Annotated in this window: 20 protein-coding genes; all 20 read right to left on the reverse strand. The window is 30.7% G+C overall.

Translation table 11 applies throughout. The features are described 5' to 3' along the window. Positions 1 to 674: 674 nt before the first annotated feature. Positions 675 to 1,055, reverse strand: coding sequence for a hypothetical protein (locus IMZ30_RS09295; RefSeq protein ID WP_207038032.1), 381 nt, complete (start codon positions 1,053 to 1,055; stop codon positions 675 to 677). A 2-nt stretch (positions 1,056 to 1,057) separates the two neighbouring features. Beyond that, positions 1,058 to 1,399 (reverse strand): hypothetical protein, encoded by a 342-nt coding sequence (locus IMZ30_RS09300; RefSeq protein ID WP_207038033.1) that lies wholly within the window; start codon positions 1,397 to 1,399, stop codon positions 1,058 to 1,060. A 172-nt stretch (positions 1,400 to 1,571) separates the two neighbouring features. Beyond that, the gene (locus IMZ30_RS09305; RefSeq protein ID WP_207038034.1) at positions 1,572 to 1,727 is read right to left on the reverse strand and encodes a hypothetical protein; all 156 of its coding nucleotides are present in this window, start codon (positions 1,725 to 1,727) and stop codon (positions 1,572 to 1,574) included. Between the two features lie 283 nt (positions 1,728 to 2,010). After that, positions 2,011 to 2,799, reverse strand: coding sequence for an abortive infection system antitoxin AbiGi family protein (locus IMZ30_RS09310; protein ID WP_207038035.1), 789 nt, complete (start codon positions 2,797 to 2,799; stop codon positions 2,011 to 2,013). A gap of 161 nt (positions 2,800 to 2,960) precedes the next feature. Then, the gene (locus IMZ30_RS09315) at positions 2,961 to 3,470 is read right to left on the reverse strand and encodes a hypothetical protein (RefSeq protein ID WP_207038036.1); all 510 of its coding nucleotides are present in this window, start codon (positions 3,468 to 3,470) and stop codon (positions 2,961 to 2,963) included. Positions 3,471 to 3,829: 359 nt separating this feature from the next. Further along, positions 3,830 to 4,399, reverse strand: a complete 570-nt coding sequence (locus IMZ30_RS09320) for a hypothetical protein (protein ID WP_207038037.1) — start codon at positions 4,397 to 4,399, stop codon at positions 3,830 to 3,832. Positions 4,400 to 4,501: 102 nt separating this feature from the next. Continuing rightward, positions 4,502 to 5,140 carry a hypothetical protein gene (locus IMZ30_RS09325; RefSeq protein WP_207038038.1) on the reverse strand — a complete coding sequence of 213 codons (639 nt, stop codon included), beginning with the start codon at positions 5,138 to 5,140 and terminating at the stop codon, positions 4,502 to 4,504. A gap of 879 nt (positions 5,141 to 6,019) precedes the next feature. After that, the gene (locus tag IMZ30_RS09330; RefSeq protein WP_207038039.1) at positions 6,020 to 7,108 is read right to left on the reverse strand and encodes a hypothetical protein; all 1,089 of its coding nucleotides are present in this window, start codon (positions 7,106 to 7,108) and stop codon (positions 6,020 to 6,022) included. Positions 7,109 to 7,782: 674 nt separating this feature from the next. Then, on the reverse strand, positions 7,783 to 8,574 hold the full coding sequence (locus tag IMZ30_RS09335; RefSeq protein WP_207038040.1) for a DUF4393 domain-containing protein: 792 nt from the start codon (positions 8,572 to 8,574) through the stop codon (positions 7,783 to 7,785). A 234-nt stretch (positions 8,575 to 8,808) separates the two neighbouring features. Beyond that, positions 8,809 to 9,291 (reverse strand): hypothetical protein, encoded by a 483-nt coding sequence (locus IMZ30_RS09340; RefSeq protein ID WP_207038041.1) that lies wholly within the window; start codon positions 9,289 to 9,291, stop codon positions 8,809 to 8,811. A 135-nt stretch (positions 9,292 to 9,426) separates the two neighbouring features. Further along, positions 9,427 to 9,861 (reverse strand): hypothetical protein, encoded by a 435-nt coding sequence (locus tag IMZ30_RS09345; protein WP_207038042.1) that lies wholly within the window; start codon positions 9,859 to 9,861, stop codon positions 9,427 to 9,429. Between the two features lie 760 nt (positions 9,862 to 10,621). Further along, entirely contained in the window at positions 10,622 to 11,101 is a 480-nt protein-coding gene (locus tag IMZ30_RS09350) for a hypothetical protein (RefSeq protein ID WP_207038043.1), read from the reverse strand. A gap of 740 nt (positions 11,102 to 11,841) precedes the next feature. Further along, complete coding sequence (locus tag IMZ30_RS09355) at positions 11,842 to 12,546, reverse strand: hypothetical protein (RefSeq protein ID WP_207038044.1); 705 nt, start codon at positions 12,544 to 12,546, stop codon at positions 11,842 to 11,844. A gap of 150 nt (positions 12,547 to 12,696) precedes the next feature. Then, on the reverse strand, positions 12,697 to 13,245 hold the full coding sequence (locus IMZ30_RS09360; protein WP_207038045.1) for a hypothetical protein: 549 nt from the start codon (positions 13,243 to 13,245) through the stop codon (positions 12,697 to 12,699). A 409-nt stretch (positions 13,246 to 13,654) separates the two neighbouring features. Next, entirely contained in the window at positions 13,655 to 13,882 is a 228-nt protein-coding gene (locus IMZ30_RS09365) for a hypothetical protein (RefSeq protein ID WP_207038046.1), read from the reverse strand. A 292-nt stretch (positions 13,883 to 14,174) separates the two neighbouring features. Further along, positions 14,175 to 14,588 carry a hypothetical protein gene (locus tag IMZ30_RS09370; RefSeq protein ID WP_207038047.1) on the reverse strand — a complete coding sequence of 138 codons (414 nt, stop codon included), beginning with the start codon at positions 14,586 to 14,588 and terminating at the stop codon, positions 14,175 to 14,177. 154 nt (positions 14,589 to 14,742) lie between these two features. Then, positions 14,743 to 15,426 (reverse strand): hypothetical protein, encoded by a 684-nt coding sequence (locus IMZ30_RS09375; protein ID WP_207038048.1) that lies wholly within the window; start codon positions 15,424 to 15,426, stop codon positions 14,743 to 14,745. Further along, positions 15,423 to 16,571 carry an AAA family ATPase gene (locus tag IMZ30_RS09380; RefSeq protein WP_207038049.1) on the reverse strand — a complete coding sequence of 383 codons (1,149 nt, stop codon included), beginning with the start codon at positions 16,569 to 16,571 and terminating at the stop codon, positions 15,423 to 15,425. Before IMZ30_RS09380 ends, IMZ30_RS09375 begins: the two co-directional genes overlap by 4 nt. A gap of 1,294 nt (positions 16,572 to 17,865) precedes the next feature. Beyond that, entirely contained in the window at positions 17,866 to 18,126 is a 261-nt protein-coding gene (locus tag IMZ30_RS09385) for a hypothetical protein (RefSeq protein ID WP_207038050.1), read from the reverse strand. Between the two features lie 4 nt (positions 18,127 to 18,130). After that, complete coding sequence (locus IMZ30_RS09390) at positions 18,131 to 18,517, reverse strand: hypothetical protein (protein WP_207038051.1); 387 nt, start codon at positions 18,515 to 18,517, stop codon at positions 18,131 to 18,133. Positions 18,518 to 18,898 lie beyond the last annotated feature (381 nt).

Raw genomic sequence — 18,898 nt, forward strand, 5'->3', positions numbered from 1 at the left:
GTCTTGGCTATGATGTCGTTGCGGAATCATCCGCAGGATTATTCCGCTGGTAAATGAAATTACACTTTTAACTGGAATTTTCCATAGAAAATTCCAAACCGCAATGCATTATAGCCGTTGTTACACACTGACACGACACGCACAGATTAGAACGAAGCAATTTTCACGTTTCAGATTTTTCACGCAGCTATTAAATTCCGTCGAGTAGAGCAGAAGTTTTGCTATAAAATCTAAATCAAAAAAATTTGTTTTCAAGAGTAAATTCATCTGTTTTCAAACTTGCTAAAATTCCACTGCGTTGCTTTTCCGCGTTTTGCTATTCAAATTCAGATAACTGCTCAATGCTCAACATTCGCATAAAGTCAATTTTTTTTAGAATATCGTTTTATTTATTCAGATTCATAAACCAATTTTCGTTTGAAACGTAAATTTCGACTTTAAAAAACAGTTTTCGATTCATTTGAGGTGATACTAGATAAATTTAGATTCTCAACTGTCATTTATCCGACCCGAGTTTTTTCGGAGTGTTTGTGTGTAACGGTTTTGGCTATGGTTTCGTTACGGAATGGTACGCGAGTATCATTCCGCCGTAACCATAAATTTAGCAAAAAGGCTTGAAATTCCGATTAGGAATTTCAGCCGTAATGAACTATAGCCGTTGTTGTACACCGTTTTTATTTTTGTTTTAATATTTGTTCAACATATTTTCTATGATTGACAAATCCATTTTTTTCAGGGTTTTCCAAGTCAACCATTCCATCAATTCCAGAGTCGTAAATCTGCCAATTATGTTTTTTTGCCAATTCTATCAATTCAAACATTGCATTTTCTCCGTACAGAGAAAGCATAAAATTGCTTGAATGCTCATTGTTGGCAAAAAAGTCAATCGTAAAGTTAGTTCCGACTATTTCTCTATGAGTTTCTTTTTTGTTAATTCGTTCGAATGAGCTTTCCAAAATTCCGCTAAAGTCAGTCGGTTCAAGCAGGGTTTCGTCCAATTCAGCAACTGATTGTATTTTCTGTTTAGAATTAAAAAGTACAATGTCCCAACTCATATTTATTTCTCTTGATTTAAAACACCACTCAAAATTTCGAAATAGTCTTTGTCGGCTATTTCTTTTATTTCCGATTCAATTTCGTCGAGTTTCTTCTCGACTAATTCGTCATATTCTGATTCTGTTTTTCCCTTTAGCAATTCCTTTAATTCTAATTGATTTTTTAGAATTTTCTCTAAATAAACCTTGTTCCAATTACTCAACTGTAAAATTCGGATTATAGCAAGTCCAATGTTCAAAGAATGTTCTTCTTTTTCGGGATTTTTTAAAAATTCGTCTAAGTTCATTCGTGTTCTGGTAAATGGTGTACAACGGTCTTGGCTATGATGTCGTTGCGGAATCATCCGCAGGATTATTCCGCTGGTAAACGAAATTACACTTTTAACTGGAATTTTCCACAGAAAATTCCAAACCGCAATGCATTATAGCCGTTGTTACCAATAGGTTTTATATTGAGTTTGAGTTCATTTTTTTTCACTTTGCTATTCAATTCCGTCGAGTAGAGCAGAAGATTTGCTATATAAATCTATAATCAAAAAATCTGTTTTCAAGAGTGAATTCATCTGTTTTCAAGCTTGCTAAAATTCCGCTGTGTTGATTTTCCACGTTTTGATTTTCAAATTCAGATTGTTGCTTAAAGCTCAACCAAAAATCAATTCCATTTGTTTTCAAATCAATTCAGTTTTCAGCGTCTGAGTGATAACATCAAATTTTAAAGCTCATTCTACTTTTTAATTTTATCAGAGTCAATTCTGTTTTTTAGAATTATCTAAATATGAATTTTATCTCTAAAAATCTTTGAAATCAACTTATTGGTAACGGTTCGCGCATAACATAAGTGGCGACTCAAAATGCACTAACTTTTCGGTTTAAAATTCAGTTCCTAAAAGTACAAAAACCTTTCGTTTCAGCACAAATCTCGCCATTTTTGTTATGCGCTGTTGTACGCAGTTTTTTAAAAATCTTCGGTTATTTGTTCTGTTGAAATTATTTTGGTTTTTAATACTTTTCTTTCGTCTTCGGAAAATTTTTCCGTCATTGAGTCAATTGCGTCAAAAAGAGCAATCATTTCGGTCTCTTTACTTACAATTATATATTTAACATCTTCGCATTTAAAATTCAATAAAAAAGTTTTGGAGATTGTATCATTAGCTGAAGCTCTTTTAATATCGTTTAAGAACTCGTCTTTAGATAATCTATAATCTGTTTCCTTTTTAAGATTTACAAAAGGAACATATCTCCATTCACGTTCATCATAAAACCTTTTATCAACATATTTGTTAATCCGCCACATTTGTCCATTATATGGTTTGTAAAATGCAGACAGTTCAAAAAGAGCAATCATTGGGTTTAATTCCATAGGTAATTTGTCCAATTCTTCATCGCTAATTTTAGAGAAAACATTTCCAATTAAATATCCTAATTGTTTTAAATATTTAACTTGAGTAGAATTATCGTGTATATATGTTAAAGGCGTTAATCCATTTTGTTTACCCCATTCTTTAGATAGCCCAATTCCATATGAACCGTAGAATTCTAGATGTTTGTCTATTTGTGAAAGAGGTAAATCACAAAAACAAGACATTGGAATAGCGGATTCGTTTTTACTTTCTGTTTTAAAAAAAAGGTCAGGACCTAGTTCTTCTAAACAGAATTTAGGTGCAAATCCATTTTTAATAATATTTATAATTCTTTCAGCAGAATTTGTGAAATGAAATAATGTATTTGATGATATTACTGCCATTTGGTTGGGTTTAAATTGCGTACAACGGTTTTGGCTATGATTTCGTTGCGGAAAAATCCGCAGGATTCTTTCCGCCGTAGCCGAGAGATAGCAAAATTGCGTTGAATTCCGATAAGGAATTCAGCCGCAATGAATTATAGCCGTTGTTGTAGCACGTTTTTTTATTCCGTTGTATGTTTTTTTATTAGCAATTCGATGTAGTCATTAAGTTTATTAAAGGTTTCATTCTTAAATGGAATTCCAATTTCCTTTATGTATTTATCATCCCAAAATTTTAATTCAAAAGTCAAACTTACTACCAAATCATCATATAGATAAGGTGCTGGAGGTTTCATGGATTTAGATAAATTTTCACCATACTTTATGTCAAATTGTTTTTTCGTAAGAACGAACATTCTGTCAATTTCCTTTTTTTCTAGTTCTATTTTTAGAGTATCAATTGGAATTCTGTTTTTATTCTCATCATACGAATATCTAATTTTGTAAAGTGAATTTTTATTTAGATTTCCGTAATTAAAACCATTCGGAAAAATAATCTTATAATCATCATCTTGTAGTGAGTGACTGTAGTCAATTTCAATTCCGAAATCATAAAATCTACTCAGCTTTTCGGATTGAGCAATTAAACTATTTTTAATCAGCAGAATTATAATTAAAGTAAATTTTTTCATTTCATAAATGTGCTACAACGTCTCGCGCATAACGAAAGTGGCGACTTAAAATGCGCAAACTTTTCGGTTTAACTTTAAGTTTCTAAAAATACCAAAATTTTCGATTCAATCACAAATCTCGCCATTTTTGTTATGCGCTGTTGTGTGCAGGATTTTCCACTATGTTTTTTTGCAAATATTGTTTAAAACCGGTAAGTTTATTTAAAAAATTGCTTTATTCCGTTTAAATTAGACTTAGATTTCTCATTTTCGAATTTCCATTGTTACCATTCATTGTTAACCAATAGAGTGTTTTGTAAATTAAATATCACTTAAATTAGTAGATATACCTGTTTTTAATAATAAATAAGATCTTATTTTCAGAATTTAAATCCAAAACCTAGTCTAAGTGCGTAACTACCTTCTATGCTAATTGTATTATCTTGAGATGTAATAATATCATCAAGATCTCTATTAGTAGTTAAACTCATTATGGCAAACAAATTTTTAGATAAATCATATTTTATATTTAATGAGAAGTGAACGCCTATCACAGAATTATCGCTATAATTAATGGAACTACTATTACTGAAATTTGTAATACTTCTCAAATAAGGACCAATTTCACCTTGTAAGCTAATGTTAGAATCATATTTATTACCTGAATAAATATTATATCCTAATAAAAAGGGTACTTTAAAAGAATCATAAGAGATTTCAGAAAGGGATATTGTTGAAATTCCTTGGTACCCAATTTTAATATACGATTTATCAGATATGAAATAATCTAATGAAATATATGCTGAATAAGAATTTAAATTAGCTAAATGATTTCCATTAAGTTCAAGCATTTGTGTGTAATTACCACCACTGATACCTATTGATAGTTTATTTTCTTTATTAAGATTCTTAATATCTTTAGAATTTTGACTAAATAACAAAAATGACATAAAAAATAAAAAAAATGTAAATAAATATTTCATGATTTGATTAATTTAAAAAAGTCTTGTGCTTTCAATAATTAAATTGAAGACAACAAGACTTCGATTATATTAAAGTAATACAATTATTCCTACAATGGCTGATAATGTTGTCGCAACTCCTATAACAATTTCTCCATTAGTTGCACCACCATCGCCTGGTGCTTCTGTATTCCACCATTCTGCGATTGTATCTACTAACCAATTTAGGTGGCATCCTACTTGATACCATTTACAACCACCCTTGAAATTAAAATTATCATCATAATCATTCTCAAGACCAAATAAATTTTTGGAAATTGTTTCTAAATCACTTGAAGTTATATTAGTAATCTTTTTGTTATTGATAGCATTATCATAAGCAAATGCTGCAATAAGAGCATCAACAAGAGCTTTTCCTTCAATATCATTATTGCTTGCATTGCTAATGATGTAATTATATGCTTGTCTCAACAATGTCTCACCTTCAGGCTTCATATTTTTTAATCCGTTTTCAGGATCTAATTCATCTTTTAAATCTTTAAAAGACATATCTTTTTCATAGTATAGTTCAATTTTACTTACAAAATCAACCATAGAGTTTTTCAACTCTTCACTTTGATAAACATCCACTGGAAAATCAGTAACTTCTAAATCATCATATCTATTTTTTTCTAAGTTGTTGAAATCTACTTCATTTAATTCATCATTTTCAGTACAAGAGAATGTCAAAAAAATTAATGATATGTACAGTAAAAAATTTTTAAATTTCATAATTTTATATTTAATGATTGATAATAGATTTTAAGACATGACTTGAGTACAATAACTAGAAAAATAAAGATTTTTAAAAAAAAATGGAGACATTTTAAGATTATTTTTTATTGAATTCAGATATTAACTTATCATGAATTAAATAAACAGAAATACTTAGACATATATTAATGGTTGTTAAAATCATATTTACAAAACAACGAAATTGCAACAATATGTATCTCTAATGGCGTGGTTCAGGAGATAAAACTAAAAGTTTAGAAATTATTTTCTACTTTACGATTGAAAAAATAAGGGTAGTGTTTCCTTGGAAGCCACTCAAAAATACAAAGGACGTTGAGACAAGCCCAAGCGGTGAAGTTTATTTTATATTCTGTCGTGTGTTTTTATCGGAAGAGTCAATTCAACGCAACAATTTTCAATCAACTATTTTCTATTATTAAACCAAAAATTGAATTTGAGCGAAATTTTCGATTGGTCACCAAAATTCAATCAATCAGTTCAGAATTTATTTGGTTATTTCAATTTCGGTATTTAGCGAGATTTTCGATTAAAAGCCAAAACTTGGGCTTGGCTCCTACTTTCAGATTTTAATTCCACGCAATTTTTTCTACTCAGTTGAATTTTTGTTATTCAGCTTGTTGAAATCTCGCAATTTGATACTATTTCAAATCTCTAATTTTAATTCAATCTTGCACACAACGGTCTTGTGTATGGCTCGTTGCGGGAAATCAGCTATGATTTTCCGCCGTAACCGAAAGATAGCAAATTGCAATGAATTCCGATTAAGGAATTCAGCCGCAATGAGCTATACACGTTGTTGCCAGTAGTACTTTTTTATTCACGTCTTGCTTGATTAAATCCACTAATTTCCGCAATAGCTTGGAAAACATCATCTTGGTCAGACTTTTTATTCCAACCTTTTTGAGTTAATTCAGCTCTAACTTCGCTTTCCGATTTTTCCATTTCGAAAAGGTAAATTGTGTACTCAAGTACTTTGTCTGGAATTTTTTCAATGATATTTTTTGCGGAAGAAATTGCCACTTTACTAATTGCTAAAAAATATGGAAACACGATTTGAAAAATCCAACTTAGGATTAGACCAATCCAACCTGTATTTAAACTCTTAATTGTTAAACCATTTTCAATTCGGATTTTCATAAACTCAAAAAATCCAAGGTCAGAAATATTGTTTTCCGAAATGATTAGTTGGTATTGAGTAAATTGACTCGTGAAAAACATTACAACCATTATTCCGCCGACCATAAGTTGAATTGGACGAAATTCTATAAAGTTTGTTGCTTTTATAACTTGACTGAATAGATAACCAATTCCAAAACCAATTCCGAGTTCATAAACACCGATGAAATATGTAAAATTAACAGTAAGAAAGGCAATGATTGCTCCAAACAAAATTGCAATTACAAGACCTCCAATTATTGAAAGTGCCAAATTGGGATTTCCAGTTGCTTTTGGTTTCGGCAATTCTGATGGAATTTCATAATCTGCCCAACTATTTTCTTTTTCGTATTCAGATTCTAACTCTTTTAGTTTTCCACTTTGCTGATATTCTGTCGCTAACTTTTGAAAAAGCGCAATAAATAAGCCTGTTCTTTTAGAGTTTTTTCCAAAATCAATGAAATTTCCCTCTATTGTTTTGCTATGTACTTCTATTCGTCCAGATGCACTTTTCGTAACTGTTATTTTTCCGGTTAGTTTATTCATATCTCCTTTTCTTTTTGCTTCAACAGATTTTTTGTCACGATAAACAATTGGCCATTCCAGTTTTTCAAAGACTTCGATAGTTAAAGGAATTATTTGATTGTCTTCAATTTCTGTTTTGAACGATTCAGAGTATTCAGGCTTGTATTTGAAGCTGTATTTTCTCTTAATAGTAGATTGTAGGTTCTCGTATTCTATGTTCATTTCGGTATTACTGGCAACGGTCTTGGCTATGATGTCGTTGCGGAATCATCCGTTAGGATTATTCCGCTTGGAAACGAAATTACACTTTTAACTGGAATTTTCAGCAGAAAATTCCAAACCGCAATGCATTATAGCCGTTGTTACCAATAGGTTTTATATTGAGTTTGAGTTCATTTTTTCGTTCTGCTATTCAATTCAGTCGAGTAGAGCAGAAGTTTTGCTATATAAATCTATAATCAAAAAATCTGTTTTTAAGAGTGAATTCATCCGTTTTCAAGCTTGCTAAAATTCCGCTGTGTTGATTTTCCGCGTTTTGTTATTCCGCGTTTTGATTTTCAAATTCAGATAGCTGCTCAAAGCTCAACCAAAAAAATCAATTCCATTTGTTTTCAAACCAATTCAGTTTTCAGAGTTTGAGTGATAACATCCAATTTTTAAAGATTAATTAATTTTTTCAATATTATCAGAGTCAATTCCAATTCTTAGAATTATCTAAATATGAATTTTATCTCTAAAAAATCTTTGAAATCAACTTATTGGTAACGGTCTCGGTTATCGCCAGTTGGCGGAGTAGGGGACGCGGAATTGTCGGCTTAGTATTGGTTCGTTGGTCAAGTTAATTATTTTCTTACTAACGGTGCCGCTTATTGGCGATGAACCGTTGTTAGCAGCTTTTATTTGCACGCGGATTTAAATTGTCTGCCGTATTCGTTGACGTAGAAAATACTTTCTGTTCCGCCTAATTCTAATTCCTGGTTTTGATGCATACTTTTCCATAGGTTGAGGGTATTTTGCAAAAATGGGGAATTTCTTATTTGATCATAACCATCTTTTCCAGCAGTTCTATCATACATTAACTCAATCAAACCGAATTTGCTTAGTCTTATAAAGCTTGCTGATACATCTGATTCTGAGTAATTTTCAATTTTCCATCCTGCGTACCATTCTGGTAAAGCATTTGAGAAAAACTTACCTTGTCCTTTGATCGCAATTCTGGGATTTAATATTTTCTGATAGTTACTACCACCTTGTGCAACTTTATCAAACACTTTAGCATCTAAAGAATTCATTTGTTTAATTAATTCTACAAAAGATGGATGCACCATATTCTTTTTTCTGTCGTCCATTGAATTGCCCAGCAAATTCAAATACATTTCTCTTAATGTTTCATTTTGCGCAGTATATCGCAAGGCTTCAATTGCTGGAACGGCAATTTCTGGTTCTGGTGATTTTCTATTTTTTTCAGGTATATTTTCTAATCTTTTCTGAACTCCTTCTTCAATCATTTTCTCAATTTGTTCCCAACCCCATAACATACCTCTAATTGGTGAAAGGAGAGCTTTAACGGTTCTTCCTGCTACACTTCCAACTTCTTGAGCTGCTGGTTTTGCTATGTCTTTATAAATTTCAGGAGTTATCGCTTTTGCTTCTGAAATTATTTCTTTAGATGATTCCGGATCTATCATTATATTATTATTTATGTGAGAATATAATTATCAAACTTTCGCAATTTATTAATATCTGATAATCTTTAATTTAGAAGTTTATCAAAGTTAATAACAAGAAACTAACTTTGTCAAATAATTGCTGCTAACGGTTTTGTGTATGGGCTCGTTGCGGAAAATCAGCTATGATTTTCCGCCGTAACCGAAAGATAGCAAATTGCAATGAATTCCGATTAGGAATTCAGCCGCAATGAACTATACACGTTGTTGTGCGTTCGTTTTTATTTTTTTCATTTTTTTTTCAAACACCATATTGTCAATTCCTTTAATTTTTACTCTTAAGATTATATCATCACCTTTTTGTTCAAATTTGAAATTGTATCTGTGTTGATGTCTTCTGCTTGTCTTAAATTGTCGGAATGTTAAATAGTATTTGTTGTTATATGTAACAAGAAAATCATTTTCTCCATATTCATTAATAATGTCGCTTTGCTTTTTTCCGTTAAAGATTTCAGTGTAATTCTTTTTGTTAGCAAATATTTCAACTTCATTTGTTGTGAAGATTGATTTTGCGCTAATTCCGAATTCAATTTTCACTTTTTCTTTGGTCAGTGGACTTTCGGTTTCCACACTAACAATGTTAGAATTCCATAACATCAAAAAATCATTATTCAGTTTCAGAACTATTAAAAGTCCGATGATTAGAATTCCGATTATTATTAATGTCTTTTTGTTCAAAGTATTGAGGTTTTCGAAATGACGCACAACGGTCTGCATATGGCTTGTGGCGGTTTCGAAGCACTTTCCTGTCCACCGAAACTAAACCTGGCTACGGAGCGAAAGCCTTGCTGGCAGCCGTTTACCCGCCATAAGCTATATGCGTTGTTGTGGTGTCGTTTTTTTATTTATTGCTTCAATTTCTATTGTTTCAATTCGTCCTAAAATTCCAATCCTTATTAAAAGTCCGATTATCAGAAAAATTGGAAATAATATCAATGCTAAACATCCGTAATTCGAACTCCAATAGGTGAATTTATGTCCTTTGAGATTTGGTCGGTCGAAAACAATGGATTTATAATGTTTTCCAAACAGATAAATATCCTTGCTTGACCAACCCGTTTCGAATACAGAGTCCAGAAATTTGTCAACTTTCTCTTTATTCTCATCGTTGAATTCAACGTCTCCAAACTCGCCTGACCAACCTTCTGTCTTTTTATTCCAATATTGAATGTCGGATACTTTTTTCCATTCGTCATCTGGCCAAATAAAACTCACAATTGTTCCTGTCCGAATGTGTTTTAAGTCCAATGTCGGTGAGTCCTGTTGTCCTTTTATTTCAAAGTCTTCAGTAGGTTGAAATTTTTGGTCAATATATTCTTTCCAATTCTCGATTTCGGTTCTCTTTTAATGCACCACAACGGTCTTGGCTATGATGTCGTTGCGGAATCATCCGTTAGGATTATTCCGCTTGGAAACGAAATTACACTTTTAACTGGAATTTTCAACAGAAAATTCCAAACCGCAATGCATTATAGCCGTTGTTACCAATAGGTTTTATATTGAGTTTGAGTAAATTTTTTCGTTCTGCTATTCAATTCCGTCGAGTAGAGCAGAAGTTATTCTATATTAATCTCGATTTAAAAATCTGTTTTCAAGAGTAAATTCATTTGTTTTCAAGCTTGCTATAAATTCCGCTGTGTTGATTTTCCGCGTTTTGTTATTCCGCATTTTGGTTTTCAAATCCAGATAGCTGCTAAAGGCTCAACCAAAAATCAATTCCATTTGTTTTCAAACCAATTCAGTTTTCAGCGTCTGAGTGATAACATCTAATTTTTAAAGATTAATCAAATTTTTTCAATATTATCAGAGTCAATTCCGTTTCTTAGAATTATCTAAATATGAATTTTATCTCTAAAAAATCTTTGAAATCAACTTATTGGTAACGTTCTTAATAAACGCAGGGCGGCTTCGTCCGTGGTGCTGTAAAGAAACGAAAGGTTTCTTTGTCCACCGTAAATGCCCAACCGGAGCGGGGTTAAAGCCGACTTGCGTTTATTTGTTGTTGGCCTTAGTTTTTATTTTTGTATAAAATATGATCGTTCTCCTCTCGGTCTTTTTCCTTGTTTCCAATGAAAGATTTTACTTTGTGCAAATTCTTAAAGTCCTTGATGACCAACGCTTGAAGTTCTTGTCTAAACTGTTTTATTCTGTCACGATGTTGTAGGCCTAGATGTGCTAACTCTGCGTCTACGTTGTCTGATTCTGATAGTTTGTTTTCAATTTCGTTAATTAAGTAAACATTAAGTTCGGTTACTTTATTTGAAGTTTCAGGAGAAAGCCAAATAGAATAGTTGATTACTTCAATTATTTCAAAATAGGTCTTGTAGAAATAATCTTTACCAAGACACATGAACATGGGAGCAAGTCCATCTTCTAGTTGCGACAGTCCTTGAATCCGGTTAATTAGAATCTCTAGTAGTTCGTAAGCAATCAGTCTTTTTTCAATTACTTTCTTGTAAAAGTCCGTTTTATATTTTTCTCTGTTCAACCAGCGATTTCCAAACAATGTCAATATCGCTGCTAACAAGGAGCTAGAAAAGAGAAGTGTTATTATTTGGGTCGTGTTCATTTCAAATTAAGGCCAACGGTTTAGCATATGATTTGTGGCGAAGTTAAAAACCGCTCGCTTATCGGCTAAACTTATTATTTTCTAAAAATACTAAAATGTTCTAGTTAACCATTTCAATCGCCATAAATTATATGCATTGTTACTTTTCTTTTGCGCCACGTCTGAGTAAAAACGAAACACTTTTCCAGTATTGATTTCAGTGTATTTTTTTCAAAAATTTGATTGATAAGATTTCATCTAATTTTAGTCAAATCATTTTATTCAGTATCAAATTCAACGCCATGAATTTAATTCAGCTGAAATCTGGGATTGTAAAATGTATTAAAATTTAATCAAATGCTTTTTTCAAAATCCACTTTAAATTCATTGTGATTTTTTCTCAGTCAATAAAAATTTTGGATAGCTCAAATTTTCATTTAATCAACAGCTTTGGGCAAAAATGATTTCAGATTTTCAGCGTTTCGCATTTCATTCAGTTGATGCGATGCTAAAACTAAAATTTTTAAGCAAATCTATCAACGTAATTTTTTCGGCGCAATTGAAAGTAACGGTCTCGTATAACCGTCAGTTACGGGTTTATATGCGTTAATTTTCGGTTTAGCACAAGCCTTAGCAATTCCGAGTGGATTCGGACGTAGTCGAATCCGCCGTAATTGCGGTTATACATTGTTGGCAACAGTTATTTTATTTATTCTTTCACTTTTTATTATTCCAGTCAGTCCGTTTTTTTCTATTTCTGTTAGTAATTTTTCCGAAACAAAGTAATTAGTATCAATCCGTGTTTTGAAAAAATCTAAACTAGAGTCAAAATTATCATTCAAAACTATGTCTTCGGTATTTACAAATAATTCGTTTTTGTAATCCATTGGGCTATTGAAACTGATATTTTCTTTGTCGTTAGTAAATGAGTGACCTTTATAAAACACACTATTCTTAAAATCAATCCAAGAGTTTAAAATTAAATCCTGAAATAATAAATAATATCTTTCTCTTACAAGTTTTCCCTTATTATCAAAAATCCTTAAAGGAATAAATTTCGAGTATTCTCCAAAATTGAATTTTTTAAAAATAGAACGAGTTTTTTCATCAAATACAAAGTGGCAACCAAATAGATGAGGGCTAAAACTTAAAATATTTGTTAAGTATGCTTTTTTTAAGAGCTGACAATATTCAATTTCAGAGATGTTGTCTATTTTTCTATTCTCTTTAGACTCAAACTCATAGTTATCGTAGAAATTAGAGAGATTGTTGTATTCAGTTAGATTTTTGAATTTTTTTGGTTTGATTTCACATTGATAAATTCCATTTTTAACACCAATAATTGATGGTTCGCAAGGTAAGGTTATGGGAATGTATCTTTTCATTTCTAATTGTTGCCAACGGTCTCGTATAACCGTCAGTTACGGATTTAAAGTTAATAATTTTCGGTTAAGCACTGGCGTTAGCAATTCCGAGTGGATTCGGACGTAGTCGAATCCGCCGTAATTGCGGTTATACATTGTTGGCAATAGTATTTATTTTCCAGCGATTGGATTAATTTCGTTTCTTAATTTTTTTTCAATTTCACCAACTATTGCTTCGTAATTTTTTATATAATTAAAATCGATATATTTAATTCTAAATTTATGGTTATTTAAGTTTCCCCTTTCCATCAATTTTAAAGCGGAAGGAGGTTTTCCTAGTGTCGAATTTATATGTTTATCTATTCTATTTGCAATATTTTTAGATTTCCCAATGTATAAAGGAATCCATTCAGCTTTTTTTCCTAGATGCTTTTCGGTTCTTAAATTGACAATATTTGGAGTCCATTTTTGTAGATACTTATTTTCTATACCTCTAAATTTAAGAGTAAAATCTTTAATCCATTCATCAAATATGATAGAGTTCATATTGTAAATTTCGAATAAATAAATCCCTTTAATTTTTTTTAATTTTTCTGATTTCTCTTTTAGTTCATCAAGTTCATTTAGGTCAAATTCACAAAGTAATTCAAAGTTCTCTTTTGTTATTTTCTTTCGTATTAACTCTAATTGAACTGAAATAATATCATCGATTTTTTTCATTTTTATATTATTGCCAACGTCTCGCGCATATGGTTTGTGGCGAAGTTAAAAACTGCTCGCCTTTCGGTTTAACTCTTAGTTTCTAAAAATACTAAAATTATCGTTCTAGCAAGATTTTCGCCATAAATTATATGCGCTGTTGTAACCAGTTTTTTTCAGTTGATTTCTTAGTCATTTTCCATTAATATCTTTTTTTTGATGAAGTTCTTAAACATTCTTTTAAACCTATCATTAAATATATCATATTAGAACAGTTTTAATTAAAATATATAAGACTTGAAAAGAATAAAACAATTACACTCAATATAAATGCGATGCTGGTTAATGTTTTTATTCTTTTTTCATTTGTATTCCAATTTTCAAATTCCTTAAAATATTTTAAATATTGGTCATTTTTAAATACTGAAAATTAACAAATCAAATATGAAATAATACCAGATGAAATAAAAAAATATTTACTCAAAACTAATTCAGGGAATAATATTTTAGTTATTGTAATTCCTAATCCAATAAAAATTAGAGAAGTAATTCCAATGAGCCAACCACCGATAAACCATAAACTAAATCCATTTTTTTTATCAGTCCAAAAACCATTATACCATTCAGTCGGGTTTTCAATTCCTTCTTTGTCTTTCATTCGTTTTTTAACCGATGGTATTTTAAAGAGTAGTAATGCAGGATTAATTTTATTAAAAAGAGAATGTAATTTTTTTTCAATCAAATATAGGCTATAATGCAAAATGTTTAAACTTCTTATCATTTCAATTTCGAAATTTTTCTCAAATTGGTTACAACGGTTTTGGCTATGGTTTCGTTGCGTGAAAATCCGAGAGGATTTTCCGCCGTGACCCAAAGATAGCAAATTTGCGAGGACTTTCCGAGAGGAAAGTCAGAAGCAATGAACTATAGCCGATGTTGTGCGTTCGTTTTTATTTTTCAACTGTTAGTTCAATTTCATCACAACCAATCCGAATTACTTTTCCATCTTCAAAAAACATTATTAAGTCATCATCTTTTTTCGGTTTCGATTGTGGAATAATTCCATCGTTCATTTCTCTCGAATTGGATGGGAAAAATGTGATTTCTCCAAGTCGTTCGCTATCTTCTTTCTGTGCTTTTGAGTCTCCTTCTTCATAGTATTCGTATGATATATTTTTAAATTCAAAGTTTATATTTTCAAACTCATCATTTTTCACCCAATCACCTTTTGTCTTTTTGAAGTCAAGTGTAATGTTATTTCTATTTTTTGTAATTCCGATGAAGTCAAAATTATTGTGAAGGTCAATGTGTGTTCCGTTTAATTGAACTGCATAGTTTTCTTCTATTTCAAAATTTGTTTCCATTCAGGTTTTAAATGACGCACAACGGTCTCGGCTATGAGTAGTTGCGTGGGTTAGCGCTAAACTTTGCAAGTACACACCAAACTGAAAATTCGCGAGGATTTTCAGAAGTAGGCGAGAACAAGCAATTACTTATAGCCATTGTTGGCAGTAGTGTTTATATTTCCGAATTTATTTTCTCACAAAAGTCAAGGAAAAGTTTAAACGATTCTATGTGACTTGTTTCTTGATTTCTGATAATTAAACTTTCTAAATAATCTTTATCAACAACACCATTAGGTCTATTTTTCGAATAACGAATATTTCTTTCTCTCAAAAATTCTGTACAATAATCTGCGTGAAATTGAGAATGAGTATTAAAGTTTGGATAAACGCCCATTTCTTCTGGGTCACTTGTTTTTACATTATAAAATTGAATATACTTAACAAGATCAGAATTTTGAGGGTTCTGTTTAAAAACTTTCTGATTTCCCAAAAACCAACTTTCTATGCATCTGTTTTGGGGAATAATTACTAATTCCGTATTAGGATTTAATTCAAGGTTATTTTCTGCTAAAAACTCATTTACTTCGTTAATTCTGCCATCTACAGTTGATTCATCCACATCAAGAACAAGAACTAAATAATTGAATTTTTTTAATTCGTTTACTTCTTCAATAGAATTTTTTAGATGATTGTGAAGTAAAGCAGGGAAACCGTTTCCATTAAATAAAAAATAATTATTATTATCTACTTGATAAGCCCAGTTTACAGGACTTAATCTTGGAATAAGATGTGATAACCAAGCAGGATAAACTTTTTTTTCTGTCCTACGTCCTTCTACAATTATGTATAAATTCATATTTCTAATCCAGTTTGATATTGGTCTAATTGGATTAATTGCATAAAGGCATCGTGTTTTGATTTTCCTATATTATATTCTTCTGGATTATGCGTATTAACAATTCCTTTGGTACGAGTTACTAATTTCCAGTTTGAATAACCAATGTTATTTATTATGTATGGATGATGACTTGTTAATATGAATTGAATTTGTCTTTTAGATGAGAGAATATCATTTGTTAATTCATTGATGCAATTTATTCCTAAACTATTCTCAAATTCATCAATTAAAAATATACTTCCCTCGCTACATAAATATATCTCACTAATGTGAATTAAACTTCTAAACATTCCGGAAGAAATATTTTCTTGCTTTATCCATTTGTCAACTCCAATCTCTTTTATTTGAATAAAAGGATATTCTTTAAAGAAAAAAGGAATATCATCATCTGATTCATAATCTAATGGCTCAACTTTAACATCCTCAACTTGAGGAAAAATATCGATATATCGCTCTTTTATTGTATTGAACGTTTTTGGTGAATTTTTATAAGCTAAAAAGAGTTTTATCCTGATATCTTCTGTACTTTCTTGAATTGATTTTAAAGATTTATGAGTCTTTAATAATTTCTGAGTATCAGAGAATTTGATTCTAAAAGCTTCTCTAGTAGAATCTGTTTGATCGCTATAAATAATTTTACCAAAACCTTCAAAAGCAGGTTTAATAATTTCTTCTTCTTTTAGAAGATGGATAACACTTTGTTGATTAGGTAACTTTACTGTTTTAGCATTGTTAAAAATTATCGAATCTCTTGTCCTATCAACGATAAGTTTATCATTAAACAAAAGTTTTTCTTTGATTATTGAAGGTTTATTTCTTTTTAATTCATCGTCATCATCATCAGTAAAATCAATATCGCCTTTGTTTTCAAACTCTCCACTCCATTCGAATTTTAAATTATCAAGCGTTTCAAAAATAATATTCCATTTAATACCGCTTATCGATTTTCCGTTTGCTATAGATTTCAAACGCATAATGGATTTTAAAATCTGAGTTTTTCCAACTCCAGAAGCTCCTACCAATAGTGTTAGATTGTCAAAGTCAGCACTTTTTAAACTCCATTTTAGAGCTTTATCTTGATAGGTTAGATTTAATACTTTCATTAGTTTTTAAAAATTTAATCAAATTTAATCAAATTTTACTAAACTTGGTTTAATTGTTTTTTTACATTACTGCCAACGGTCTTGGCTATGATGTCGTTGCGGAATCATCCGCAGGATTATTCCGCTTGAAAACGAAAATACACTTTAAACTGGAATTTTCCATAGAAAATTCCAAACCGCAATGCATTATAGCCGTTGTTACATGCTGGCTTTATTCGATTTGCTATTAATTTTTCCGATGCCAATTTAGTCATTTTTTCAGCGCTAATGGTTTCCATTTGTTTTCAAGAAAGAGAAAATCCAGAGTCTGAGTGATAAATTTCAGAAAATTCCAATAAACCTATCATTTCCATTTATCGACTTCACGCTCAACCTAATTATTCAACGAATGAGTAAACCAGTTCAGATATTAGAGTTTCAAATCAAATATACAGAACACGAGTTTAGTCATTTTTAGATTTGGAGTAAAATAATCGTTTGATTCTATTAAGATTTAAATTATCATTTTGATCTTAAAATTCCAATTTTCATATTTCACGTATTGCTGTTAAAATCATCAGAAACTACTTTATGATTTAGCAATTTTCTTCGTTTTAGCTTGCATGTAACGGTCTTGGCTATGATGTCGTTGCGGAATCATCCGTTAGGATTATTCCGCTTGAAAACGAAATTACACTTTTAACTGGAATTTTCCATAGAAAATTTCAAACCGCAATGCATTATAGCCGTTGTTACATGCTGGTTTTATTCGATTTGCTATTATTTTTTTCGATGTTAATTTAGTCATTTTTTCAGCGCTGATGGTTTCCATTTGTTTTCAAGAAAGAAAAAATTCCGAGTTTGAGTGATAAAATTCAGAAAATTCCAATAAACCTATCATTTCCATTTAGCGACTTCACGCTCAACCTAATTTATTCAACGAATGAGTAAAGCAGTTCAGATATTAGAGTTTCAAATCAAATATTCAGAACACGATTTTAGTCATTTGTTTTCAAAGATTCATATTTAGATTTTGAGTAAAATAATCGTTTGATTCTATTAAGATTTAAATTATCATTTTGACCTTAAAATTCCAATTTTCATATTTCACGTATTGCTGATAAAATCATCAGAAACTACTTTATGATTTAGCAATTTTTTTCGTCTTAGCTTGCATGTAACGGTTTCGGCTATGAGTAGTTGCGTGGGTTAGCACGAAACTTTGCAAGTACACACCAAACTGAAAATCCGCGAGGATTTTCAGAAGTATTCGAGGACAAGCAATTACTTATAGCCATTGTTGGCAACAGTGTTTTTATTTTAATCCGTTTAAAAATTCCATACACTCTTTACTTGTTTTTCTTTCTTCATTATCATCTTTAAAGAGCTCTTCCATAAAGTATTGTAATTTTTCTCCAATATCGCCAGTACTGTTTTTATCGTATTCTTTTATGCAAGCTGTAAAAAGTAATGCAGTTCTTTCATTTTTATCGTTCCAATTATTAGCATAAGTTACGTAATCAGGTGTTCCGATGTATCTATTTATTAATTTCTCAAATTTGTATCCGTAATCCATAGTGTTATTTTATAGTTAGTTTATAGGGTGTGTTTAAATTACCAAAAAATGATTTAGCAAATAATTCCATTACTTGATTTTCATTTTTAGCGATAATTGTGTCTTGTGGTTTTAAAATTTTAAGTTCAGAAAAAGGTAAGTCATTTCTCAATCCACCGATTGTCATTCCACATTCAATTGATTGTTTTGGTTTTAAATTAAATTCAATCCAATTTTCATCTGAAAGTTCTTTTAATTTTATGCTATCATTCCAAAACCTCAAAGTTTTTTTCGCTTGAATAGTAACCTCAGAATCAGTTTGATTTGATATTGAAACTGGATAAGTCGGGTCGCAAGATTTAAGCAAAAATCCGAACAAAACAATAATTACAATGTAAATTTTTTTATTCATTTCGGTTTCAATATTGTTGCCAACGGTCTTGTATACCCGTCAGTTGCGGGATTTATAAAACTAAGATAGAAAAAAATCCTGACTTTTATGCTTGCGCGGTTGTGTCCACAGGACACATAGCCGCAATTGCTGGTATACGTTCTTGGCAATAGTATTTTTATTTTTGTGGAACGAGATAGGTAATTGAAATTATAATTAAAGCTAAAAATAACAATCCGATAATTCCATTTATATAAGAATCATCTTTTAAAAATTCTTTAAAGCTTTTCTTTGATTTCCACATTCTTGAAAATAGCCAACGTATTCCAGCTCCAGGATATCTGAAAATTAAAATTATTATTGTCTCAAAAATAATCTCCATATTTAAATTACCTTAAAAAA

The organism is Psychroflexus sp. ALD_RP9 (genome assembly GCF_017311165.1).
Lineage (GTDB): Bacteria > Bacteroidota > Bacteroidia > Flavobacteriales > Flavobacteriaceae > Psychroflexus.

Bases quoted from the DNA above. Each gene is read 5' to 3' on its own strand.
- IMZ30_RS09315 (WP_207038036.1), bottom strand. From the start codon at position 3,470: ATGAAAAAATTTACTTTAATTATAATTCTGCTGATTAAAAATAGTTTA.
- IMZ30_RS09310 (WP_207038035.1), bottom strand. From the start codon at position 2,799: ATGGCAGTAATATCATCAAATACATTATTTCATTTCACAAATTCTGCT.
- IMZ30_RS09370 (WP_207038047.1), bottom strand. From the start codon at position 14,588: ATGGAAACAAATTTTGAAATAGAAGAAAACTATGCAGTTCAATTAAAC.
- IMZ30_RS09380 (WP_207038049.1), bottom strand. From the start codon at position 16,571: ATGAAAGTATTAAATCTAACCTATCAAGATAAAGCTCTAAAATGGAGT.
- IMZ30_RS09330 (WP_207038039.1), bottom strand. From the start codon at position 7,108: ATGAACATAGAATACGAGAACCTACAATCTACTATTAAGAGAAAATAC.
- IMZ30_RS09355 (WP_207038044.1), bottom strand. From the start codon at position 12,546: ATGAAAAGATACATTCCCATAACCTTACCTTGCGAACCATCAATTATT.
- IMZ30_RS09390 (WP_207038051.1), bottom strand. From the start codon at position 18,517: ATGAATAAAAAAATTTACATTGTAATTATTGTTTTGTTCGGATTTTTG.
- IMZ30_RS09320 (WP_207038037.1), bottom strand. From the start codon at position 4,399: ATGTCATTTTTGTTATTTAGTCAAAATTCTAAAGATATTAAGAATCTT.
- IMZ30_RS09295 (WP_207038032.1), bottom strand. From the start codon at position 1,055: ATGAGTTGGGACATTGTACTTTTTAATTCTAAACAGAAAATACAATCA.
- IMZ30_RS09300 (WP_207038033.1), bottom strand. From the start codon at position 1,399: ATGATTCCGCAACGACATCATAGCCAAGACCGTTGTACACCATTTACC.
- IMZ30_RS09375 (WP_207038048.1), bottom strand. From the start codon at position 15,426: ATGAATTTATACATAATTGTAGAAGGACGTAGGACAGAAAAAAAAGTT.
- IMZ30_RS09365 (WP_207038046.1), bottom strand. From the start codon at position 13,882: ATGAAAGACAAAGAAGGAATTGAAAACCCGACTGAATGGTATAATGGT.
- IMZ30_RS09360 (WP_207038045.1), bottom strand. From the start codon at position 13,245: ATGAAAAAAATCGATGATATTATTTCAGTTCAATTAGAGTTAATACGA.
- IMZ30_RS09335 (WP_207038040.1), bottom strand. From the start codon at position 8,574: ATGATAGATCCGGAATCATCTAAAGAAATAATTTCAGAAGCAAAAGCG.
- IMZ30_RS09385 (WP_207038050.1), bottom strand. From the start codon at position 18,126: ATGGATTACGGATACAAATTTGAGAAATTAATAAATAGATACATCGGA.